This window comes from Chromobacterium subtsugae, from assembly GCF_001676875.1.
GTDB lineage: Bacteria > Pseudomonadota > Gammaproteobacteria > Burkholderiales > Chromobacteriaceae > Chromobacterium > Chromobacterium subtsugae.
Genome location: NZ_JYKA01000008.1, coordinates 125062 through 147524, shown reverse-complemented (window position 1 = coordinate 147524; position 22463 = coordinate 125062). Strand labels below are relative to the sequence as shown.

The 22463-nt window shown below is 65.6% G+C and carries 17 protein-coding genes; 6 read left to right on the top strand and 11 right to left on the bottom strand.

Translation table 11 applies throughout. The features are described 5' to 3' along the window. From MY55_RS12715 to MY55_RS12685, 7 genes are all read right to left on the bottom strand, one after another. Positions 1-1092: an ABC transporter permease subunit gene (locus tag MY55_RS12715; protein WP_047237220.1), complete on the bottom strand. Its 1092-nt coding sequence runs from the start codon at positions 1090-1092 to the stop codon at positions 1-3. A gap of 15 nt (positions 1093-1107) precedes the next feature. Next, positions 1108-2037, bottom strand: a complete 930-nt coding sequence (locus tag MY55_RS12710; RefSeq protein WP_043575315.1) for a branched-chain amino acid ABC transporter permease — start codon at positions 2035-2037, stop codon at positions 1108-1110. 668 nt (positions 2038-2705) lie between these two features. Next, positions 2706-4052, bottom strand: coding sequence for an N-succinylarginine dihydrolase (astB, locus tag MY55_RS12705; protein WP_043575317.1), 1347 nt, complete (start codon positions 4050-4052; stop codon positions 2706-2708). A 151-nt stretch (positions 4053-4203) separates the two neighbouring features. Next, the gene (gene astD, locus MY55_RS12700) at positions 4204-5664 is read right to left on the bottom strand and encodes a succinylglutamate-semialdehyde dehydrogenase (RefSeq protein ID WP_043575319.1); all 1461 of its coding nucleotides are present in this window, start codon (positions 5662-5664) and stop codon (positions 4204-4206) included. Then, positions 5661-6698: an arginine N-succinyltransferase gene (gene astA / locus MY55_RS12695; RefSeq protein WP_043575321.1), complete on the bottom strand. Its 1038-nt coding sequence runs from the start codon at positions 6696-6698 to the stop codon at positions 5661-5663. Before astA ends, astD begins: the two co-directional genes overlap by 4 nt. A gap of 12 nt (positions 6699-6710) precedes the next feature. After that, positions 6711-7730 (bottom strand): arginine/ornithine succinyltransferase subunit alpha, encoded by a 1020-nt coding sequence (gene aruF, locus MY55_RS12690; RefSeq protein WP_047237219.1) that lies wholly within the window; start codon positions 7728-7730, stop codon positions 6711-6713. A 142-nt stretch (positions 7731-7872) separates the two neighbouring features. Continuing rightward, positions 7873-9087, bottom strand: coding sequence for an aspartate aminotransferase family protein (locus MY55_RS12685; protein WP_043575325.1), 1215 nt, complete (start codon positions 9085-9087; stop codon positions 7873-7875). 465 nt (positions 9088-9552) lie between these two features. Here MY55_RS12685 and MY55_RS12680 point away from each other — a divergent pair, with 465 nt between their 5' ends. From MY55_RS12680 to MY55_RS12655, 6 genes are all read left to right on the top strand, one after another. After that, positions 9553-11061, top strand: a complete 1509-nt coding sequence (locus tag MY55_RS12680; RefSeq protein WP_065202442.1) for a carbohydrate porin — start codon at positions 9553-9555, stop codon at positions 11059-11061. 56 nt (positions 11062-11117) lie between these two features. Beyond that, the gene (locus tag MY55_RS12675) at positions 11118-12236 is read left to right on the top strand and encodes an NHL repeat-containing protein (protein WP_047258314.1); all 1119 of its coding nucleotides are present in this window, start codon (positions 11118-11120) and stop codon (positions 12234-12236) included. Next, positions 12233-13513 carry an iron uptake transporter deferrochelatase/peroxidase subunit gene (efeB, locus tag MY55_RS12670; RefSeq protein ID WP_047237217.1) on the top strand — a complete coding sequence of 427 codons (1281 nt, stop codon included), beginning with the start codon at positions 12233-12235 and terminating at the stop codon, positions 13511-13513. Before MY55_RS12675 ends, efeB begins: the two co-directional genes overlap by 4 nt. Before the next feature lie 51 nt (positions 13514-13564). Further along, complete coding sequence (locus MY55_RS12665) at positions 13565-14566, top strand: iron ABC transporter substrate-binding protein (protein ID WP_065202441.1); 1002 nt, start codon at positions 13565-13567, stop codon at positions 14564-14566. Between the two features lie 76 nt (positions 14567-14642). Next, entirely contained in the window at positions 14643-16259 is a 1617-nt protein-coding gene (locus MY55_RS12660; protein WP_099049644.1) for an ABC transporter permease, read from the top strand. After that, a complete protein-coding gene (locus tag MY55_RS12655) occupies positions 16247-17362 on the top strand; it encodes an ABC transporter ATP-binding protein (RefSeq protein ID WP_047258317.1) in 1116 nt (371 codons plus the stop codon). The genes MY55_RS12660 and MY55_RS12655 overlap by 13 nt, the downstream gene beginning before the upstream one ends. An 83-nt stretch (positions 17363-17445) precedes the next feature. Here the strand turns inward: MY55_RS12655 and MY55_RS23485 are convergent, their stop codons facing one another. The 4 genes from MY55_RS23485 to MY55_RS12640 all read right to left on the bottom strand — a co-directional run bounded on the left by MY55_RS23485 (position 17446) and on the right by MY55_RS12640 (position 22279). After that, the gene (locus MY55_RS23485; RefSeq protein ID WP_146008457.1) at positions 17446-17799 is read right to left on the bottom strand and encodes a hypothetical protein; all 354 of its coding nucleotides are present in this window, start codon (positions 17797-17799) and stop codon (positions 17446-17448) included. 208 nt (positions 17800-18007) lie between these two features. Continuing rightward, positions 18008-18760, bottom strand: a complete 753-nt coding sequence (locus tag MY55_RS12650) for a substrate-binding periplasmic protein (protein ID WP_052258061.1) — start codon at positions 18758-18760, stop codon at positions 18008-18010. 101 nt (positions 18761-18861) lie between these two features. Beyond that, positions 18862-19308, bottom strand: coding sequence for a lipocalin-like domain-containing protein (locus tag MY55_RS12645; protein ID WP_043575333.1), 447 nt, complete (start codon positions 19306-19308; stop codon positions 18862-18864). 334 nt (positions 19309-19642) lie between these two features. Then, positions 19643-22279: a family 20 glycosylhydrolase gene (locus MY55_RS12640; protein ID WP_065202457.1), complete on the bottom strand. Its 2637-nt coding sequence runs from the start codon at positions 22277-22279 to the stop codon at positions 19643-19645. Positions 22280-22463 lie beyond the last annotated feature (184 nt).

The window sequence follows — 22463 nt, the reverse complement described above, 5'->3', positions numbered from 1 at the left end:
TTAACCTTTCTGCGCAGCCGCTTCTTCTTTGGCGTGCTGGAATTCAGCCTTGCGGCGCTTGGACGGCCACATCCCTTCCGGGCGGACCAGCATCATCACAACCATGGCAAGGCCGAACAGCAGCATGCGGGCGTTTTCCGGATCGATCAGCATCCGGCCGAAGGTTTTCATCTGCAGCGGGCCGATCACGTCGCGCAGGATTTCCGGGGCGATGGTCAGCACCACCGCGCCCAGGATCACGCCCGGGATATGGCCCATGCCGCCCAGCACGATCATCGCCAGAATCATGATGGACTCCAGCAGGCTGAACGACTCAGGGGAAACAAAGCCCTGGAACGAGGCGAACAGGCCGCCGGCCACGCCGCCGGACAAGGCGCCCAGGCCGAAGGCCAGCAGCTTGATGTTGCGGATGTTGATGCCCATCGCCGCGGCGGCGATGTCGTCCTCGCGCAGCGCCACCCAGGCGCGGCCGATGCGGGAGTGCTGCAGCCGCCACACCATGATCACCACCGCCACGGTCAGCGCCAGAAACAGGTAGTAATACAGGTACACGCTGTGAAAGCTGAGGCCGAACAGCTCGATGGTCTGGCCCAGGCTGACGCTGCCGACATGGATGGGATCGATCAGGTTGACGCCCTGCGGACCGTTGGTGATGTTGATCGGCGCGTTCAGGTTGTTCATGAAGATGCGCACGATCTCGCCGAAACCCAGCGTCACGATGGCCAGGTAGTCGCCCTTCAGCCTCAGCACCGGCGTGCCCAGCAACACCCCGCCCAGCGAGGCCAGCGCCGCGCCCAGAGGGATGGTCAGGAAGAACAGCCAGTGGATGTCGAAATGCGGCGAACTGAGCAGCGCGTAGGAATAGGCGCCGATCGCGTAGAAAGCGATGAAGCCCAAGTCCAGCAGGCCGGCGAAGCCCACCACGATGTTCAGTCCCAGCGCCAGCATCACGTACAGCAGCGCGAAGTCGATGATGCGCACCCAGGAATTGCCCAGCGCGCCGCCCACCACGAAGGGCAGCACCAGCAGCGCGATGGCGCTGAGGGCGAACAGGCCCATCTTCTTGTTGGTGTCCAGAGTATTCAGATTCATGTTTCTCTCTCCGGATCAGGCGCGATCGGCCATTTTTTCGCCCAGCAGGCCGGACGGACGGAAGATCAGCACCGCGATCAGCACCATGAAGGCGATGATGTCCTGGTAGTTGGAGCCGAGGAAGCCGCCGGTCAGCGTGCCGATGTAGCCTGCGCCCAGGCTTTCGATGATGCCGAGCAGAATGCCGCCGGCCACCGCGCCGCCCAGGTTGCCGATGCCGCCCAGCACCGCGGCGGTGAACGCCTTCAGGCCGATCATGAAGCCCATGTAATAGTGGGCCTGCTCATAGTTGGTGGCCACCATCACGCCGGCGATGGCGCCGAGGCCGGAGCCGATGACGAAGGTGGTGGAGATGATGGTGTTGACGTTGACGCCCATCAGGCCCGCCACCGCCGGGTTCTGGCTGGTGGCGCGCATCGCGCGGCCCAGCTTGGTCTTTTCCACCATCAGCAAGAGGCCGGCCATGATGGCCAGGCACAGCACGACGATGACGATCTGCAGCTTGGTGATGCTGGCGCCGAAGATGGTCACCACGTCATGGTCGAGGATTTGCGGGAAGGGGATGTAGTTGCGGCCCCAGATCAGGATGGCGACCTGCTGCAGCACGATCGACACGCCGATGGCGGTGATCAGCGGCGCCAGGCGCTGTTTGCCGCGCAGCGGCCGGTAGGCGATGCGCTCGATGGCGAAGCCCAGCAGCATGCAGGCGGGGATGGCCACCAGCAGGCCGATCAGCACCAGCGCCGGACCCGGAAGGTTGACGCCCATGCCCATCAGGGTGGTGATGACGGTGATGGTGACCATGGCGCCGAACATCACCACTTCGCCGTGGGCGAAGTTGATCAGGCCCATGATGCCGTACACCATGGTGTAACCCAGCGCGATCAGCGCGTAGATGCTGCCCAGAACGAGTCCGTTCAGGATTTGTTGCAGAAAAATGTCCACGTTTGGAGATCTCCTCTGATTGTCGACCGGCAGCTTGCGGGATGAATCCTCTTATTGACTGCTGCCTGTTGTAGCACCCGCGGCGGGCCTTTTTCTTGGCTTCTGTCCGACAGGCGAACCGATTATCACCATGTATCCAATCGACTGTCAATTGCGAAGATTCGCCAAAAAAACAGCTGCGCAAAAAGCATTTAATTCAATATATATCATTGATTAATATGGACTTTATCAACACCTCTCCAGGTGGAATTTTTCCAGGCTGATGATTTGACAAAACTCTTTCCCTTTCCATGCCGTTTTTACATTTCGGTCATAATTCCCATTCTTTTTATTCACATTCGAACATGCCCTGCCCGCCTGAAGCCAGCTTTGCGAACAATCAGACATGAGCTTCGTTCACTTGCATACAATCTACAGTATTAGCCGCTATCTATTCGGCCAAGGCGCTGCCGCCAGAAAAATTAATCTGCGCAGATTGTTGCCAGTTGTGACGCCCACCCCACACCAGCCAAGCGTATGCAACAACCATGCCAATTCTCACCATAGTCCGCATTTGGTATGGCGCGGCCGCAATTTGTTAACAGCCGTGGGGCGCGCAATGCGAACGGCCCGCCGCGCTTTTCGCGCGGCGGGCCGTTGTGCCAAGCCTGCTGGCTATGAATGCGGACTCAAGCCAGCTGGAAGGGATAGACGCTGCCCAGGCCCAGAATGCGGGTCAGCTCATCCAGCGCGCCGCGGCATTCGGACAGCAGCTGCGGGTCGGCCAGGTCGGCCGGCGCCAGGCGGTCGCGATAATGGCGGTCCACCCAGCCGTTCAGCTCGGCGAACAAGGCGTCGCTCATCAACACCTTGGGATTCACTGCCGCCAGCTCGGCCTCGTTCAACGCCACCCGCAGCCGCAGGCAGGCCGGGCCGCCGCCGTTCTGCATGCTCTGCTTCAGATCGAACACGCGGATTTCATCGATCGGCCCGCCGCTGGCTGCCAGCTTCTGCAGATAACGCCATACCCGTTCGATGTTGCGGCACTCTTCCGGCACCACGATCAGCATCTTGCCGTCCGGCTTGGACAGCAGCTGGCTGTTGAACAGATAGCTCTTCACCGCCTCCTCCACCGTCACCTCGGCGCGCGGCACCTCGATGGGCACGAAGCGGCCGCCGCGGGCGGCCAGCTTGCGGGCCAGCTCCTCCAGCACGTCGGCCTGATTGAGGAAGGCCTGCTGGTGATGGAATAGCACCTCGCCGTTGCCGACCGAGATCACGTCGTTGTGGAACACGCCGGCGTCGATGGTGTCAGGGTCTTGCTGCGCGTACACCACGCCGGCCTCGTCCAGGCCATGCAGCCTGGCCACCGCCTGGCTGGCCTCCAGCGTCTGCCGCGCCGGGAACTTGGCCGGCTTCGGGTAGCGCATGTCGAAAGCCGCCGCGCCGAACACGAAGAACTCCACCCCCGGCTGGCCATAGCCGGCGCAGAAGCGGGTATGGTTGGCCGCGCCTTCGTCGCCGAAGTGCATCTGCGCCGGCAACGCCGCGTGCACGGCGAAGCGCGCCTCGTCGGCGAACATCGCCCGCAGCACGCGGCCGGTGGTCGGATGCTCGATCGAGCGGTGGAACTTGTTGTTCAGATTGGCCGGCGTGAAATGCACGCGGCCGTCGGCGGTGTCGGCCGACGGGCTGACCGTGGCGGCGTTGGCGGTCCACATGCTCGACGCCGAGGTCGCCGCCGCCAGGATGGCGGGCGCTTCCTTGGCGGCGCGGGCGATCACCTCGGCGTCGCTGCCGCCGAAGCCCAGCTTGCGCAAGGACGCCACGTCCGGCCGCTCCTGCGGCGCCAGCACGCCCTGCTTGAAGCCCAGGTCGTGCAGCGCCTTCATCTTTTGCAGGCCCTGCTTGGCCGCCAGCTTGGGATTGGATGCCGCGCTGACGTTGCTGGTGGACGCGACATTGCCGAAGGACAGGCCGCTGTAATTGTGGGTCGGGCCGACCAGGCCGTCGAAATTCACTTCATAGGCGTTCATTTGGAGAATGCTCCCTTGCCTCAATCCATCTGAATGGCGAGGACGGTCCGCCGGATCGCCTCGCCATATTGCTCATGTCCCGCCATCAGACGGCGCCTGTCGGCGCCGCCCCCTCTCCCGCGAGGAAGAGCGCTTGGGGGAGAAGGCGCGCTTACAACACGATGCCCGGCGACAGCTGGGCCGGCAGCGCCAGAGTGTCGCACTCCAAGGACGCCACCGGGTAGGCGCAGTAGTCCGCCGCGTAGTAGGCGCTGGGGCGATGGTTGCCGGACGCGCCGATGCCGCCGAACGGCGCGGCGCTGGAGGCCCCGGTCAAAGGTTTGTTCCAGTTGACCACCCCGGCGCGCGATTCCAGCCAGTAACGGTCGTACAGCTCGCGGCTGTCGGACAGCACGCCGCCGGCCAGGCCGAAGCGGGTGTCGTTGGCGATGGCGATGGCCTGGTCGAAATCGCCGTAGCGGATCACCTGCAGCAGCGGGCCGAAGAATTCCTCGTCCGGGCGGACCACGGCGGTGGTGTCGATGATGCCCGGCGTCAGCATCGCCGCGCCCGCTTCCAGCCGGCGCATCGCCAGCAACGGCTTGCCGCCGGCGGCGAGCAGCGCGTCCTGCGCCTTCAGCAGCGCGTCGGCGGCGGCATTGGAAATCACTGCGCCCAGGAACGGCGCCGGCTCGGCATCGAACTTGCCAACGCGCAGCTTGCCGGCCACCTCGACCAGGCGGGCGACGAAGGCGTCGCCCCACTCGCCTTGCGGCACCAATAGGCGGCGCGCGCAGGTGCAGCGCTGGCCGGCGGAGACGAAGGCCGACTGGATCACGTGATGCACCGCGCCGTCCACATCGGCCACGGGGCCGACGATCAGCGGGTTGTTGCCGCCCATCTCCAGCGCCAGTATCTTGTCCGGGCGGCCGGAGAACTGCTTGTGCAACAGCGCGCCGGTGGCGGAGCTGCCGGTGAAGAACAGGCCGTCCAAGCCCTCATGGCCGGCCAAGGCCACGCCGGTGTCCTTGGCGCCTTGCGCCAGGCCGATCACGCCGGCCGGCAAGCCCGCCTCGGCCCACAGCTTGACGGTGATCTCGGCGGTCCACGGCGTCAGTTCCGATGGCTTGAAGATCACCGCGTTGCCGGCCAACAGCGCCGGCACGATGTGGCCGTTGGGCAGGTGGCCGGGGAAGTTGTACGGACCGAACACCGCCACCACGCCGTGCGGCTTGTGGCGCAACACCGCCTGGGCGTCGCCCATCGCCGCGGCGCGCTCGCCGGTGCGCTCGGCCAGCGCCTTCAGCGAGATGTCTATCTTGCCGACCATGGTGGCGACTTCAGTCGTCGCCTCCCACAGCGGCTTGCCGGTTTCCTGGGCGATGACGCGGGCCAGCTCGGCCTTGCGCTCGGTCAGCAATTCGCCGAAGCGGCGCACCACTTTGGCGCGCGCGTCGAGACCGGCGCGCGCCCAGGCCGGGAAAGCGGCGCGCGCAGCCTGCACCGCGGCGTCCACCTGGGCGCCGCTGGCGGCGCGGCCGCTCCACAATGGCGCATTGTCGGCCGGATTGGTTTTGGCCATGGCTACGCCGTCGCCGGCCAGCCACTTGCCATCGATGAACAGACTGCTCATTGCACTGCCTCCTTCGGCGTCAAGGTCACGCAGCGGACATGGCCGCCGTCCTGCACATCCAGCGCCCGCGCCAGCTCAGGCGTCAGGCAGAATTCGCCTTGCGGGCGCACCGCTTCCACCAGCACGCTGCGGAAACCCGCCAGCGCGTCGTTGCATACCAAGTACCATTCGCGCTCGCCCTGCGGCAGCGGGTCGCACACCTTGGCCGGCAGCCGCTGGCTTTCCTTCACCGCGCGGATATCGCTGACATAGGCCTGGATGGTGGGGCCGGCGTCGAAGATGTCGACATAGCCTTCATAGCGGAAGCCTTCCGACTCCAGCAGCGCCACCGCCGGGCGGGTGCCCTCGTGGGTCTGGCCGATCACCGCCTGCGCCTCCGGCGGCAGGAAGTCGACATACACCGGGTGCTTGGGCATCAGCTCGGCGACGAAGGCCTTCTGGCCGACGCCGGTCAGGTAGTCGGCCTTGGCGAAATCGATGGAGAAGAAGTGGCGGCCCAGCGCCTCCCAGAACGGCGAGTTGCCGGCTTCGTCGGACACGCCGCGCATTTCGGCCACCACCATCTTGCCGAACAGCTGCGGAAACTGCGCCAGGAACAGGAAGCGGCACTTGGACAACAGGCCGCCGTTGCGCTTGACGCGGTAGTCCGGGTGCAGGAACAGCGTGCACAGCTCGGAATAGCCGGTATGGTCGTTAGACAGGAACAGCGTCTCGTGGCGGCTGTACACGCCCAGCTCTTCCGAGGCGTGGACGATGGTGCCGACGCGGTAGTTGTACCAGGGCTCCTTCAGCCCCACCGCGGCCTCGATCGCGCAGATGCCGGCCACCGCGCCGGTGTCGGAATCTTCCAGCACGAACACATAGCAGTGGTCCGCCTTGTCCAGCTCGCCGGAAAAAGACAGCACCGAGCGCGCGATGCGGCGCGACAGCCGCTCCTCGTTCACCGGCAGCGTGGTCAGGCCGATGCCGGCGCTGCGCGCCAGGTTCATCAAGCCGTCCAGGTCCTTGTGTTCAACGGGACGAATAAACATCATGGCCGGTTCTCCTCACTCTGCCTGCAGACCGGCGACGCGCACCCGGTCGCCGCTGGCCACGCCCAGCGCCCTGGCGGCGTCGGGATTGATGAAGGCCACGCCGTCGACTACGGCGACGCGGGCGGCGGTGGCGGCGAAAGCCGACAGGCGCTGGTTGCTCACCAGCTGCAGGCTGGCCTGCGCCGGCAGGCTGGCCTGGATTTCCACCGGATGGCTGCGGCTTTGCTCCACCGTTTTCAGGCGGTCGAGCTCGGCGGTCAGCACCGCGCCGCCGTCGAAGATGTCCAGGTAGTTGTCGGCCTCGAAGCCTTCGTTGCACAACAGCCGGCACACCCGCTCGAAATCGGGATGGATCTGGCCTATCGCCTGCTGCGCCTCGTCCGGCAGCAGCGGCACATAGATCGGGTAGCTGGGCATCAGCTCGGCGATGAAGGTCTTGCTGTGGCTGACGAAGGCCTGCTCTACCTGCAGAAAGTCCAGATTGAAGAAGCGGCGGCCGATGGCGTTCCAGAACGGCGACTGGCCGGCCTCGTCGTGGATGCCCTGCATTTCGGCGATGATGCGGCGGCCGAAGCGCTCGCGCTCGCCGGCGATGAACAGCAGCCGGGCGCGCGACATCAGCTCGGCGGCCAGTTGATCCAGCCCGCCCTCCACGTAGAAGCCGCAAAGCTGCACGGTGCCGGTCAGGTCGTGGCAGATGTTGAGCACGTGGATGCGGTTGTTGACCTTGAGCGCGCGCGACGCATGCACCGCCGTTTCGCTGCGGTAGCTGTAGAAGGGCTCGTCGAAGCCCGCCGACGCGCAGATGGAGGCGGTGCCCACCACCGCGCCGCCATGCTCCAGCACGAACATATAGTATTCGCTGCCGGCATCGCCGATGGCTTCATGCTCGAAAGCGCGGATCGATTGCTGGATGCGCTCGAACAGTTTCTCGCGGTTGCTGGGCAGGCTGGTGACGCCGATGCCGCTGGCCTGGGCCAGCCTCTCTATCGCCGGCAGGTCCGAAGTCCGGATGGGACGCACGGTAAACATGGGAAATCCTCCCTCGTTGCGCAATGGCCGGCCCGAAAACCGGGCGCAGCCGCAGCCGCGACCCGGCGCAAAACGGGGTCGTGGCGATGGTATCGGGGTAGCTTGGGGGGCGCCGCATGAAGTGGTCCATGCGGCGCGGCGCTTACTTGGCGGCCGCCATTTCGGCGACGGCGGCCTCCAGGCGCTTCAGGCCTTCGTCGATGTCGGCGTCGCTGATCACCAGCGACGGCGCCAGACGCAACACGCTCAGGCCAGCCACCAGGATCATCAGCTGCTGCTTTTCGGCGGCCTTCAGGAATTCGCGGGCGCGGCCGTTGTATTCGTCGGTCAGCACGCAGCCGATCAACAAGCCCTTGCCGCGCACCAGCTTGAACACCTTGTGCTTGGCGTTGATGGCTTCCAGGCCGGCCACCAGGCGCTGGTGGCGCGCCTCGACGCCTGCCAGCACTTCGGGCGAGCTGACGATGGACACCACCTTGTGCGCCACCGCGCAAGCCAGCGGGTTGCCGCCGTAGGTCGAGCCGTGGGTGCCGATGACGAAGCTCTTGGCCACCTTCTCGGTGGTCAGCATCGCGCCGATCGGGAAGCCGCCGCCTATGCCCTTGGCGGAGGACAGGATGTCAGGCGTCACGCCGTATTGCTGGTAGGCGTACAGCGCGCCGGTGCGGCCCATGCCGCTTTGCACTTCGTCGAAGATCAGCAGCGCGTTGTGCTGGTCGCACAATTCGCGCGCGGCCTTGAGGAAGGCCGGATCGGCCGGCAGCACGCCGCTCTCGCCCTGGATCGGTTCGATCACCACCGCACAGGTCTTGTCGGAGATGGCCGCCTTCAGCGATTCGATATTGTTGAATTCGAAGTGGGCGATGCCGCCCGGCACCGGGCCGAAGCCTTCGGTGTACTTGGGCTGGCCGCCGACGCTGACGGTGAACAGCGTGCGGCCGTGGAAGGAATTGACGCAGGACAGGATCTGGTTCTTGTCCGCGCCGAAATGATCATGAGCGTACTTGCGCGCCAGCTTGAACGCGGCCTCGTTGGCCTCGCCGCCGGAGTTGCAGAAGAACACGCGCTCGGCGAAGGTTTTTTCCACCAGCAAGCTGGCCAGCTTCAGCGCCGGCTCGTTGGTGAACACATTGGACACGTGCCACAGCTTGTTCGCCTGTTCGGTCAGCGCCGCCACCAGCTCCGGGTGGCAGTGGCCCAGCGAGTTGACGGCGATGCCGCCGGCCAGGTCGACGAATTCGCGGCCGTCCTGGTCCCACACGCGGGAACCCAGGCCCTTGACCGGGATGAAGCCAGCCGGGCCGTAGTTGGGCACCATGACCTGGTCGAAATCAGCGCGGGATACGGTATTGCTCATTGATGGTTTCCTTCCTTGTTCTGTCGTGCGTTTTTTTATGCTGTCGATCGATTCTAAATTAAGCCGGCCGCGCCCCACTATCCGGGATGCGACATGGGCGTATAGAAAGTTTTACGCTGCCCGATTTAAATTGTCAGACAAAATACAGTCTATTCTTTCTCATCCGGCATGCCTGCTGCAAAAAATGCAGCAATCTCGTCAACCAAACAAGAATGATTGTCGTTTATTGAGAGGAACGCGCGGCGATCCCGGCAAAACCACCGGATGCTGCGAAGCAGCATAGCGCACAAACGCCATGCGGCTCCAGCTGTGGCGCGCTGATTTCGCTTTTTATGCGAATTCATTGCGAAATAGCACGCCGCTCGTCCGCTTGGCGCTGGCAATCATCGCGCCACGGGATATAACAGTAATAAGAATCAATTAGAACAGTGCCGCCAGGCGGCCGAAGAATGGAGAATCGACAACGTGAAACGCCCCTTCCTGCCGAACGCGGCCGCCAAGCCGCTCCGGATCTCCTCGCTGGCGCTGGCCGTGCTGCTGGGCTGCGGCCTGCAGGCCGCCCACGCCGAGGAAACCGACGCCGCAGCCAATCCGGCCGACCTGCCCGAGGCCGACCAGGCGATCAAAGCCAAACCCGACAACCAGTGGACCGGCTGGTGGAACCGCTCCACCCTGCTGGGCGACATGGGCGGCCTGCGCTCGGCGCTGGGCCGCCAGGGCGTCACCCTGGGCCTGACCGAGGCCAGCGAATACCTGCGCAACGTCAGCGGCGGCGTCAAGTACGGCGGCGACTACCAGGGCCTGGCCACCCTGACCCTGGGCCTGGATACCCAGCGCGCCGGCTGGTGGAACGGCGGCAGCTTCAATGTCAGCGCGCTGGACATCCACGGCAAGGCCTTCACCGCCGATCACGTCGGCAGCATCCAGAGCGCCAGCGGCATCGAGGCCGACCGCGCCACCCGGCTGTGGGAGGCCTGGTTCCAGCAGCAGCTGAACGGCGAGCGGCTGGACGTGAAGATCGGCCAGCAGAGCCTGGACCAGGAATTCATGGTCACCCAGTACGGCGGCGCTTTCATCGGCACCATGTTCGGCTGGCCGGCGGTGCCGTCGGCCGACCTGCCGGCCGGCGGCCCGGCCTACCCGCTGTCCGGCCTGGGGGTGCGCCTGCGCGGCAAGCTGGGCGACAACATCACGCTGCTGGGCGGCGCCTTCGCCGGCGACCCCACCCGCGACGTCAGCCAGAACCCGAACGACCCGCAGCAGCTGAACAAGCACGGCACCACCTTCAGCCGCCACGGCGGCACGCTGTTCATCGGCGAGATGCAATACGGCCGCAACCTGCCGTCCAACGGCGCGGTGGAAGCGCCGCGCGGCGCGACCGGCATCGCCGGCCTGCCCGGCACCTACAAGCTGGGCTTCTGGTACCTGAACCAGAAAACCGCCGACACCCGGATGGACGTCAACGGCCAGCCCATCGCCCTCACCGGCGCCAACCCGCAGCTGCACAGCGGCAACTACAGCATCTACGCGGTAGCCGACCAGACGGTGTGGCGTCCGGCCGAAGACAGCACCCAGACGCTGAACGTGTTCACCCGACTGATGGGCGCGCCGGGCGACCGCAACCTGGTCAGCTTCTCCGCCAACGCCGGCGTCACGCTGACCGCGCCGTTCGCCGGCCGCGACAACGACACCGTCGGCCTGGCGGTCGGCTATGTCAAGGTAGGCAACCACGCCGCCGGCAACGACGCCGACACCGGCATCGCCAACGGCAACTTGGCCTATCCGGTGCGCAGCGATGAAACCCAGGTCGAAGCCACCTACATTTATCAATTGACGCCATGGTGGCAATGGCAGGCCGACCTGCAGTACGTGCGCAACGTCGGCGCCGGCGCGGTGTCGCCCAACGACCCGACCCAGACCCAGCGCATTCCCAACAACTGGGTGGTGGGCCTGAAGACCACCATCACCTTCTGAGTCAGAACCTGCAGACAGGCCGGACCACCGATCCGGCCGCAATGGAGAGAGTAAAGATGAAGCGGAACTTCTCGCGCCGCGGCCTGGCCGCCGCCGCCACCCTGCTGGCCCTGGCCGGCGCGGCCCATGCCGACGGCGCCTTCCTCGCCGGCATCAAGCGCCACACCATCCTGGCCAACACCGTGCCCGACAACGGCGACCAGAACCCGTACGCGATCGCGGTGTCGCCGGTGAGCGCCGGCAAACTCAAGCAGGGCGACGTGCTGGTGGACAACTTCAACAACGCCGCCAACCTGCAGGGCCTGGGCAGCACCATCGTCAACTACCACCCGGACAGCAAGAGCCTGACCCTGTTCGCGCAAATCCCGCGCACGCTGCCGCAGTGCCCGGGCGGCGTCGGCCTGTCCACCGCGATGACGGTGCTGAAAAGCGGCTGGGTGATAGTGGGCAGCACGCCCAGCAACGACGGCACCACCGATACCAAGGGCGCCGGCTGCCTGATGGTGCTGGATTCGTCCGGCAAGCTGGTCGACACCTGGGCCGGCGCCGACATCAACAACCCCTGGGGCAATATGGCGGTGATAGACAACGGCGACAAGGCGACCCTGTTCGTCAGCAACGCCGGCTTCGGCGTCGGCAGCGCCAAGGGCACGCCGCCGGTGGTGAACCTCGCCACCGTGCTGCGGCTGGAGCTGGACATCCCCGCCGGCCAGCCGCCCAGGATCGTCAGCCGCACCGTGGTGGCCAGCGGCTTCGGCGAGCAGGCCGACAAGGGCGTGTTCCTGATCGGCCCCACCGGCCTCGCCTACGGCAAGGACGACAAGCTCTACGTATCCGACGCGCTGGGCAACCGCATCAGCGAGATCTGGGACGCCACCACCCGCACCACCAGCGCCGGCATCGGCCGCACCCTGACCCACGACGGCCTGCTGCTGCGTCCGCTGGCGCTGGCCACCACGCCGCAAGGCCACCTGCTGGTCACCAACGGCTCCAACGGCAAGGTGGTGGAAATCGACCCGGCCAACGGCGAGCAGCTGGGCGCGCGCTGGATAGACGCCAACAAGGCGCAAACCCCGCCCGGCAACGGCGACCTGTTCGGCATCGCCATGACGCCGGAAGGCGACGGCTTCTATTTCGTCGCCGACGACAACAACAACCTGGTATTGGCGAAATGACAGACCGCGACAAGCCGAAACAGCCGTCCCGGCGCGGCTTCCTCAAAGGCGGCGGCGCGCTGGCGCTGGCAGGCTGGCTGGGCGGCGGCAAGGCGCTGGCCGCAGCCGCCGGCCACACCAAAGCGGCGGCGCAGCCTGGCCGCGAGCCCTTCGACGGCGTCCACCAGGGCGGCATCCTCACCCCGCAGCAGCAGAACAGCTACTTCGCCGCCTTCGACCTGCAAACCGCCAAGCGCGAAGAGGTGATCGCCCTGCTCAAGGCCTGGACCGAGGCCGCGCGGCGGCTGAGCCAGGGCCTGCCGGCGCGCGCGCTGTCGGGCCAGAGCGACAAGGCGCCGCTGGACTCCGGCGAAGCCGTCGGCCTCGCCACCGCCCGCCTGACCCTCACCTTCGGCTTCGGCCCCGGCCTGTTCAGCAAGAACGGCGTCGACCGCTACGGCCTGGCCAAGCACAGGCCGGAAGCGCTGGTGGACCTGCCCAAGTTCAATGGCGACCAGCTGGTGCCGGAAAAGAGCGGCGGCGACTTGTCCATCCAGGCCTGCGCCGACGACCCGCAAGTGGCCTTCCACGCGGTGCGCCAGTTGGCCGCCATCGCCGACGGCATCGCCAGCGTGCGCTGGGTGCAGACCGGCTTCGCCAGCGGCGCGCCCGGCGGCGGCACCCCGCGCAACCTGATGGGCTTCAAGGACGGCACCAACAACCCGTCCACCAAGGACCCGGCGCTGATGAACCAGTTCATCTGGGTCGGCGACGAGGGCGGCTGGATGAAGAACGGCAGCTACCTGGTGGTGCGCCGCATCCGCATCGCGCTGGAGCACTGGGACAAGACCGAGCTGGGCTTCCAGCAGGAAGTGGTGGGCCGCTACAAGGACAGCGGCGCGCCGCTGGGCCAAAAGCATGAATTCGAGCCGATGAACCTGGCCGCGGCGGACAAAGACGGCAACCCGCTGATTCCGGACACCGCCCATTCGCGCGTGGCTTCGCCGCAGGAAAACGACGGCGCCCGCATCCTGCGCCGCGCGTATTCGTACAACGACGGCGCCAACTTCTACGCCGAGCGCTGGCCGCCCTGGCGCCAGGGCGTCGAATACGACGCCGGCCTGTTCTTCATCGCCTACCAGCGCGACCCGCGCACCGGCTTCATCCGCATCAACAAGAAGCTGGCGGCGATGGATATGATGAATCAGTACATCACCCATGTCGGCAGCGCCGTTTTCGCCTGCCCGCCCGGCGCGCGCCCGGGCGGCTACATCGGCGAAGCCCTGTTCCAGCTCTGAACCATCCAACCGGACGCCGCCCGGCGGCGTCCACAAGGGAGCCACCAAGCCATGAAACGCAAACTGATCTCCGCCCTGCTCGCCGGCTCGCTGCTGGCCGCCAGCCAGCTATCCACGGCCGCCAGCCTAGTGCTGTACAACGCCCAGCATCCGCAAACCATCAAGCTCCTGACCGCCGACTTCGAAAAGATGAGCGGCATCAGCGTCAAGGTCCGCTCCGGCGAAGGCCCGGAGTTGTCCGCCCAATTGCTGGCCGAAGGCAAGGCCTCGCCGGCCGACGTCTACTTCGCCTCCAACTCGCCCGAGCTGATGCTGCTGGAAGGCAAGCAGATGCTGGCCAAGCTGCCGGCCGCCACCTTCTCCGCCATCCCGGCGCGCTACAGCTCGCCGCAGGGCGAATGGGTGGGCGTGATGGCGCGTGAAAACGTGCTGGTGTTCAACAACAAGCTGGCCGCCGGCGCCCAGATGCCGGCCTCGCTGCTGGACCTGGCCAAGCCGCAATGGAAGGGCAAGCTGGCCATCGCCCCGTCCGACGGCGACTTCCTGCCGCTGGTCAGCGCGGTGCGCGCGCTGAAGGGCGAGCCGGCGACGCTGGCCTGGCTGAAGGGCCTGCGCGACAACGCCCAGACCTTCGACGACAACGAAGGCGTGGTGGCGGCGGTGAACCGCGGCGGCGTGGCCGTCGGCATCATCAACAACTACTACTGGACCCGCCTGCAGGTGGAGCTGGGCAGCAAGGGCATGCACAGCCAGTTGTACCACTTCGGCAACGCCGACGTCGGCGCGCTGATCAACGTCTCCGGCGCCGGCATCCTCAAAACCGCGCGCAACGCCGACGCGGCGCAGAAGTTCCTCGCCTACCTGGTGAGCCCGCGCGCGCAGCAGCTGATCGCCAAGAGCAACATCACCTTCGAATACCCGCTGCTGCCAAGCGTGGCGCCGGCCCCGCAGCTGAAGCCCTTCAACCAGCTGAACCCGCCGCCGCTGGACATGCAGAAGCTGGGCGACGACAGCCAGTCGGCCAAGCTATTGCGCCAGGCGGGCCTGCTGTAACGCCCGCGCCGGCCGCGAAAGCCGCGCAGCTTGGGGCTTTCGCGGCGCATCAGGCTTTTCCAATGAGGTTTTCAGGATGAACATCGCCATGCGCCTGGCTGGCGGCAGCAGCCGGCGGCCCGCCGGCCTCATCGTCAGCGCCGCCCTGGTGGCGCTGCTGGCCTTGCTGCCGCTAGGCTTTACCCTGTGGCAGGCGGCCAGCGTCGGCTCCGGCGACGCCGCCGAACTGCTGCTGCGCCCCATCGTCGCCCGGCTGGCCGGCAACACCGCCTTGATCGTGCTGGCCAGCACCTTCAGCTGCGCCGTGGCCGGCACCGCCTCCGCCTGGCTGGTGGAGCGCACCCGCTTGCCCGGCCACCGGCTGTGGGCATTGCTGTGCGTGGCCCCGCTGGCCATTCCGCCCTTCATCACCAGCTTCGCCTGGGTGTCCATCAGCCCGGATCTGCAGGGCTTCTGGGGCGCCTGGCTGGTGCTGACCACCGCCTACACGCCGCTGGTCTACCTGCCGGTGTCGGCGGTGCTGCGCAATATGGACCCGGCGCTGGAGGAAACCGCGCGCTCGCTGGGCCTGTCCGCCTGGTCCTGTTTCCGGCGCGTGACGCTGCCGCAGCTGAAGCCGGCGCTGCTGGGCGGCATGCTGCTGGTGGCGCTGTCGAGCTTGTCGGAATTCGGCGCCTTCATGCTGCTGCATTTCCACACCTTCACCACCGAAATCTACGCCGAATACCGCGCCAGCTTCGACAGCGCCGGCGCGTCGCTGCTGGCCAGCGTGCTGATGGCCGCCGGCGTGCTGATCCTGCTGGCCGAACTGCGCGTGCGCGGCGAAAGCCGCTACCAGCGGCTGGACCGCGGCGCGCGCCGCGCCGCCGGCCGGCTGGAACTGGGCTGGAAACGCTGGCCGGCGCTGCTGTGGCTGGTGCTGCAAGGCTCGGTCACGCTGCTGGCCCCCATCGCCACCATTCTGTACTGGACGCTGCAACCAGGCGCGGACGCGGTGACGCCGGCCGAGGTGTCGCCGCAGCTCTTGCTGTCGGCCACCGCCACCTCGCTGGGCCTGGGCCTGGCCGCCGCCGCGCTGACCACGGTGCTGGCGCTGCCGCTGGGCTATCTGCTGGCGCGCCATCCCGGCCGGCTGGCGCATTTGCTGGAGCGGGTGGTCTATCTGGCTCAGGGCGTGCCGGGCATCGTCATCGCGCTGGCGCTGGTCAACCTAGCCATCCAGTGGCTGAAGCCGCTGTACCAGAGCGCGCTGATGTTGGCGCTGGCCTACGCCATCATGTTCCTGCCGCTGGCGCTGGTCAGCGTGAGGAGCGCCTTGATGCAGGCGGAAAACAAGCTGGAAGAGCTGGCGCGTTCGCTGGGGCTCAACTGGTGGCAGGCGCTGTGGCGGGTGGTGCTGCCGCTGGCGGCCCCCGGGCTAGGCGCCGCCGCCAGCCTGGTATTCGTCTCCGTCATCACCGAACTGACCGCCACGCTGCTGCTCGCGCCCATCGGCACCGAGACGCTGGCCACCCAGGTATGGGCCGACACCGCCGCGCTGGCCTTCGCCGCCGCCGCGCCGTACGCCGCCATCCTGATCGCGCTGTCGCTTCTCGCCACCTGGCTGCTGATGTCCTGCCTGGGACGCGGCGCGGTGCTGGGCGGCCAGCCGCAACCATGGAATCAACAGGAAGATCCGCCATGTCGGAACTGAAAATAGAGAAGCTGGGCAAGCGCTTCGGCGAGCACCGGGTGCTGGACGACATCACCCTGACCGTCGAACAAGGCTCGCTGCTGGCCTTGCTGGGGCCGTCCGGCAGCGGCAAGACCACGCTGCTGCGGCTGCTGTGCGGCTTCGAGCGCTGCGACGAGGGCAGCATCCACATCGGCGGCCGGCTAGTGAGCAGCCCGCAGCTGTACCTGCCGCCGGAGAAGCGCCAGATCGGCTACGTGCCGCAGGAAGGCGCGCTGTTCCCGCACCTGTCGGTCTCGGACAACATCGTCTTCGGCCTGCCGCGCGCCGAGCGCCGCGAACGCCGCCGGGTGGCGGAGCTCTTGGACATGGTGGGCCTGCCGGCCGACTTCGCCGCCCGCGCGCCGCAGCAATTGTCCGGCGGCCAGCAACAGCGCGTCGCCTTGGCGCGCGCGCTGGCGCCCAAGCCGGCGCTGGTGCTGCTGGACGAGCCGTTCTCGGCGCTGGACGCCGCGCTGCGCGCCGAAACCCGCCAGGCGGTGGCCGACGCGCTCTCCGCCAGCGGCACCACCGCGCTGATGGTGACGCACGACCAGGCCGAAGCGCTGACCATGGGCCGCCAGGTGGCGGTGCTGTGGCAGGGCAAGCTGCTGCAAGTGGCCGCGCCGCAAACGCTGTACCAGCGCCCGGCCAGCCCGGAACTGGCCGACTTCGTCGGCGACGCGGTGCTGCTGCCCGGCCGCGCCCAGGGCGGCGAGGCCCACTGCGCGCTGGGACGGCTGCCGCTGCTGGACGGCATGCCGCAAGGCGAAGTCAATGTGCTGCTGCGGCCGGAGCAAATCCGCCTGCTGCCGGCATCGCCCGACCACGCGCGTCAGGCGAAAGTGCTGGACGTCAGCTTCAGCGGCCACGACGCCAGCGTGCGGCTGATGCTGGACGACGGCAGCCTGCTGGCCGCCCGCGTCCCCGGCCACCGCTGCCCGCAGCCCGGCCAGACGATGGCGCTGCAAGTGGAAGGCGCTGTCGCCTGTTTCGCCGCGCCCGGCAGCGCCAGCAGCGGCGGCGGCAATATCGCCACCACCCGCCTACAGCACAGCCCGGCGCTGTTTAGACAGGAGAAGTGAACCTTTATCTTCAGCAGAGAACAAAGCCCACTCTCGTAAAAAAGCCTTCCCGATATGGGAAGGCTTTTTCATTTCCGTTACTGCTAGAACTCATCCTTACCCTCAGCAAACACACCACCAGACTTCAGATGCTCGAGGATTTTCAACGCCAAGTAGCCATAAACAATCTCAGGTTTAGTGTCATTCTGAACATACCGAATATGTGTAACCGTGTGAGCTGTGCCTAGCCGCAGATTGGCCTCAACTACGCCCTTCACGACGCTAGCAATAACCTCTGCTTCGACTAACGGCTCATGACAGCATCCCCCTTTAGGCGGCAAACACTCGCAAGCCGGCTTATCTTGCACTCCGGCACCTAAACGGATCTGCAATAGATTATGCTTGGGACCTGTAATCATAAAAGCAGCTATAAATTCACCAAAACGAACAAAATGCATGTAATGTTTTTTAACGCAGAGTTAACTAGGCCCTAGGCTAGGCTGAATAGAATGAAGCTCAACGCTTACCAAGAAAATCATTATGAGCGTTATAAATCCCAAAGTAAACACTGAATTTATTGGATTCAGCCCAATCTATAACCGAGCCAAACCGCCAGTCAAAAAAGAATGGAATCCATCCTACTAACCTACATCCTATCTCTTTAATTCATTGAACCGCCTTGTCAGTCAGCCTGTATTTTTTCTTGAGCTCCATAACCAAAGGCTGGTTTTTAGCAAGGAATTCATTGAATTGCTTGATCACCTCTCCTTGGCGGATGCTGGAAAGGGAAAAATCATTGCTTTCAAAGGGAAGCTTTTTATCAAAAACTAGCGCGCCCGGCTTGTGAATCACCACATCAAGGTAGTAGTTGATGACTATCGGGCTGGCATAGACCGCGTCGTAGTGCCCCGTCATCCCCAAAGCGATCACCTTGCCGAACGAATCCTCCTGATAAACCCGAATGCTTCCATTATTGATCTTTTGCCGCATGGTCTGATCAAAAGGCCAAGGCGTAAACCCTCGCATGGTCACGATAGCCTGAAGCGAATCCTCGGACAATTGATCTATCTTCTCCGGCTTCACCAGCAATCCTTCGCTGACATTGACTACGGGATCGCTATAGAGGACGGATTTCCCTTTTTTCATGTCCGCTTGCCAATGCGGGTTGTCCGGATATTTGAAATCAATCGAATTGTCATTCAGAAATGTATGGAACAGCCTTGAAACTGGAAGCGGCATGTAAGTAAATGAATGGCCGGATTGTTTTGCAAATGCGTCAAGCAAGTCTCTGCCATAGCCGGAGAATTTTCCATTGGCGTAACTATGCAGCGGGTAATAGTCAATTTCTTCCACACCTACGACAAAGGAATCGGCAGCGGCGCTGCCAATGAATGCCGTGCAAAGAAGCGCCGTCACCATTGATGCCAGTCTCATTTCACACCACGCAATCACATCGACATGCATTGAAAAACATGAGCGAAGCCTCCTGCTTGAAAAGGTGGCTCTGGCAGACCAGAGGCTCATTGCGAACACAGCCCGGACGACTCCCGCACCAACCCAAGCACTCCTCGTCCCATTGCATTGTCCGCCGCCAACGGGTTCGGCATCCAGGCGGTGAAGACGACCAGCGCATCGCCATCCAACTGGTAGAAACGCTGCTGCTCGGTGCCGTTCCAGGCTTCGTTCCAGCAGCTGTCCACCTGGACGATGAAGCTGTCCGCATCCACCCTATATCGTCCGGTATAGGCCATCACAGTGCGATAGAGCGCGGCCTGTTGCGCGTCGGTGCCTCCCGGTTCGCGCGCCTTGGCGGTCACCAGCACCATCATCCGGCCGTCGGCGCCGAAAATCAGGCGGCCATTTGGGTCGGCTCCCCATGGCTGGGTACGCGCTTTCGATTCCTGCAGCTCCAGCTCAAAAGAAAGCAGCCGCCAACTGCCGTGAAGCCTGCTATCGCGCTCTGACATATTCCATCCTGTCGCCATTTGCCTGAATGGTTCTGCCTGCTGGCTGCAAGGCAAGCCGACTTTCCACCGCCGTAAGCAGCTCCGCGGGATGCTCGGCATCGCGCGAATCCGCAGACTACAACCATGCTAGCACAAGGGCATAGCCATGCCGGATGAAGCAGGCGCCAGCTATTCAACAAGCGTCCGCGCCCATGCCTTTTAAAGATTCATGCCAATAAAAACAGCGAGCCAAAGGCCCGCCGTTTCTTTGCCAAACCGATCTGGCATTCCAAACGCACCCGCACAAGACATCGCGGTTTTCATAGCACGGACCCGCATCTGGCCCGCGCCCCCTTCACTGTCCGGACAGGCTCTCCGCCCGGCCGGCGCGGCGGCCGTCCTGCGAGACGCCGCGCCAGTAATTCGCCTGCACCTGCTGGCCGGGCTGGTAGGTTTGCCAGCCATGGCCGTCGTACGAATATTGCAGGCGCGCGCCCGGCCATTCCGTCGTCGCCGTCTGGCCCTGGCTGCCGGTCCGCACCGCCGGCATCGACACCCGGTAGCCGACGCCGGCATGTTCCAGTTTCGGCGCTTCGCGCCAGCCCAGCACCGCGGCGAACTGCTGCCAGTCGGCGTTCAGCGCCGCCTTGTCCACCAGGTGCGTCACGCCCAGCTGGTAGGTTTCGCCCACCGTGTAGGGCCGCTCCCACGCCGCCTTGTGCCAGGCGCGCTCGGCCAGCGCCAGCAGGCGCGGATAGACCATGGTTTCGAACTCGGCGTCGGTGCGCATCACCTCGGTCCAGGCCTGGCCCTGGATGCCGGCGTAGCGCGCCGGCGCGGCGGCGCTGGTCACCGCGAACGGCTGGCCCTGGCGGTCCGGCATCACTTCGGCGTTTTGCGGCAGGTTGTCCGGCGCGAAACTGAACACCTTGTAGCTGTCGGTATCGCGCGAGGCCCAGTAGTAGCCGTGCTCGCGCGGGTTCAGCTCATAGGGGAAGTCGAAATACAGGTAGTCCGGCATGGCCAGCACGGTCTGGAAGCCCTTGGCGGCATAGCCGTTCACCGCCTGCGCCGCGCCCCAGTACAGCGTGTCCCATTCGGTGACCATGGTGTTGCGGGTGGCGAAGTCCGACGCGCCGCTGGCGCCGGCCACGCCGTCCTGCCACGCCGCCATCGTCGGGATGCCTTGCTCGGCGACGATGCGGCTGGCCGTCTGCGCAAACTTCAGCGGCAGCTGGTCCACGCTGCTCAGTTGCCCCTGGGCGATCTGCGCGAGGCAAGCCGGCGAGCGGCCCCATGGCTTGTCCTGCTGCGCCATGTTCACCTTGCCCTTGGACGGGTCGCCGCCGCTGGCGTCCTGGAAGCCGGCGCCCAACAGGATGTTCTTGGCCTCGTCGCCGCCGAAATGCCAGATCTGCAGCGGCTGGCCGGCCTCGCGGTGCATCTGTGCCACTTCGGACACCAGCTTGGCGACGAAGCGCGCGCTGCCCGGCACGCAGGGATTGAAATAAGTGCGGCGGTCGTAAAACTGCACCGACAGCGTATTGGATTGGTCCTGCGGATCCAGCAGCCGGTATTCGGCCGCCGCCTGCGGCCGGCCCTGCGCCGCCAGCTTGCGATAGCGCGCCTCCATGGAGACCACGGCGGCGCGGGCGTGCGCCGGCATGTCGAACTCCGGAATCACCTCGATGAAGCGGGCCTGGGCGTAGCGCACCAGGTCGATGTAGGCGGCGCGGGTCAGGTAGCCGCCGCCGGACTGGTTGGCCGGACCGGAGCCCAGCTGCGGCACCAGGCACTGGGTTTCGCTCAGGTCGTGGCAGCGGCGCGCGCCGACCTCGGTCAGCTCCGGCAGGCCGGGAATCTGCAGCCGCCAACCTTCGTCGTCGGACAGGTGCAGGTGCAGCTTGTTGAGCTTGTAGGCGGCCATCTGATCTATCAGCCGGCGCACGGTGGCCGGCTGTTTGAAGTTGCGAGCCAGGTCGGCCATCATGCCGCGGTGGGCATAGCGCGGCGCGTCCTCCACCGTCATCCATTGCGCCTTGCCGCCGTTTTGCGGCAGCAGGCCCAGCAGCGTCTGCACGCCGTAGAACACGCCGGCGGCGTCGTAGCCTTCCACCTTCACGCCCTGCCGGCCGATCTGCAGCCGGTAGCCGCCGGAGACGGCGATATCGGCCGGCAGCCGCGTACCGACCACGCCGCCCGCCACCCGGCCCCCGGCCGGCCGCAATCCCAATTGCGCCGCGCGCTGGGACAGCGCCTGGCTTTGCGCCGGGCTCAGGCCGGACAGACTCAGGCTCAGCCCTTTCACCTCCAGCTGGCCGCCGCCCAACTGCTGCCGCAGCGCGGCCGGGATGACGCGGTTGGCCACCTGGGCGGCCGACAGCTGCTGACCGCGCTGGGTGAATGTCAGATAGCGTTGCTGCGGCGTGGCCAGCGGCCGCAGCTCGCCGGCCGGGTTCTTCCAGTTGTCGCCGCGCAGCGGCAGCAAGTAGCTGGCCTCGTCGCTGCCATCGTGCGCCAACAAGGCAGGCGCCTGGCCGTCCACCACCACGTAGGGGCGCGGCAGCACATCGCTTTCCTGCAGGATCCAGTATTCGTCTATCAGCGGCAGCTCCAGCCGCTGGCCGGCGGCCAGGCCCTGGAAAGCGGCGGTGGGCGTCACCTGGTACAGGTCGCCGGTGATGTGGCGGATGGCGAACTGCGGCGTATCCAGCTTCAGGATGCGGCGGATGCTGTGCAGGTACAGGCTCCAGCCGCCGCCGGCCGGCACCGCCTGGCCGCCCTGGTTTTCCAGAATCAGCCGCCCTTTCAGGCAGGACGCCCAGTCCGCGCCCAGGTCGGAACACGGCGCGCCGGCCGCCGCGCCTCTGTTGCTGTCCACCGCCACCCGCATCGACAGGCTTTGCCCCAAAGCCGCCGCGTCCGGCGCCGCCCACGCCGCCGTTGTCGCCGCGGCCAGCGCGGCCGCGCCCAGCAATCGCTTCACGCTCATCATCCACTCCCCGTTTATGCACTGCGCCATGAGCTGGGCCGCCATGCGGCGTCCCACTGGAATTTCCACTCGCGACCATCATGCGAATGACATTTGGCATTTAAGTGGTATTAGAGGTGGTATGCAAGCGGTATCGACACGCCTGCTTGATGCAAGGCAAGCGCATCCAGATTTGCGGCGCGCG

What these genes read in the sequence shown, in the direction of transcription:
- MY55_RS12715 (WP_047237220.1), bottom strand. Translation starts at nt 1,092, where the DNA reads ATGAATCTGAATACTCTGGACACCAACAAGAAGATGGGCCTGTTCGCC.
- astB (WP_043575317.1), bottom strand. Translation starts at nt 4,052, where the DNA reads ATGAACGCCTATGAAGTGAATTTCGACGGCCTGGTCGGCCCGACCCAC.
- astD (WP_043575319.1), bottom strand. Translation starts at nt 5,664, where the DNA reads ATGAGCAGTCTGTTCATCGATGGCAAGTGGCTGGCCGGCGACGGCGTA.
- astA (WP_043575321.1), bottom strand. Translation starts at nt 6,698, where the DNA reads ATGATGTTTATTCGTCCCGTTGAACACAAGGACCTGGACGGCTTGATG.
- aruF (WP_047237219.1), bottom strand. Translation starts at nt 7,730, where the DNA reads ATGTTTACCGTGCGTCCCATCCGGACTTCGGACCTGCCGGCGATAGAG.
- MY55_RS12685 (WP_043575325.1), bottom strand. Translation starts at nt 9,087, where the DNA reads ATGAGCAATACCGTATCCCGCGCTGATTTCGACCAGGTCATGGTGCCC.
- MY55_RS12675 (WP_047258314.1), top strand. Translation starts at nt 11,118, where the DNA reads ATGAAGCGGAACTTCTCGCGCCGCGGCCTGGCCGCCGCCGCCACCCTG.
- efeB (WP_047237217.1), top strand. Translation starts at nt 12,233, where the DNA reads ATGACAGACCGCGACAAGCCGAAACAGCCGTCCCGGCGCGGCTTCCTC.
- MY55_RS12665 (WP_065202441.1), top strand. Translation starts at nt 13,565, where the DNA reads ATGAAACGCAAACTGATCTCCGCCCTGCTCGCCGGCTCGCTGCTGGCC.
- MY55_RS12660 (WP_099049644.1), top strand. Translation starts at nt 14,643, where the DNA reads ATGAACATCGCCATGCGCCTGGCTGGCGGCAGCAGCCGGCGGCCCGCC.
- MY55_RS12655 (WP_047258317.1), top strand. Translation starts at nt 16,247, where the DNA reads ATGTCGGAACTGAAAATAGAGAAGCTGGGCAAGCGCTTCGGCGAGCAC.
- MY55_RS23485 (WP_146008457.1), bottom strand. Translation starts at nt 17,799, where the DNA reads ATGCATTTTGTTCGTTTTGGTGAATTTATAGCTGCTTTTATGATTACA.
- MY55_RS12650 (WP_052258061.1), bottom strand. Translation starts at nt 18,760, where the DNA reads ATGGTGACGGCGCTTCTTTGCACGGCATTCATTGGCAGCGCCGCTGCC.
- MY55_RS12645 (WP_043575333.1), bottom strand. Translation starts at nt 19,308, where the DNA reads ATGTCAGAGCGCGATAGCAGGCTTCACGGCAGTTGGCGGCTGCTTTCT.
- MY55_RS12640 (WP_065202457.1), bottom strand. Translation starts at nt 22,279, where the DNA reads ATGAGCGTGAAGCGATTGCTGGGCGCGGCCGCGCTGGCCGCGGCGACA.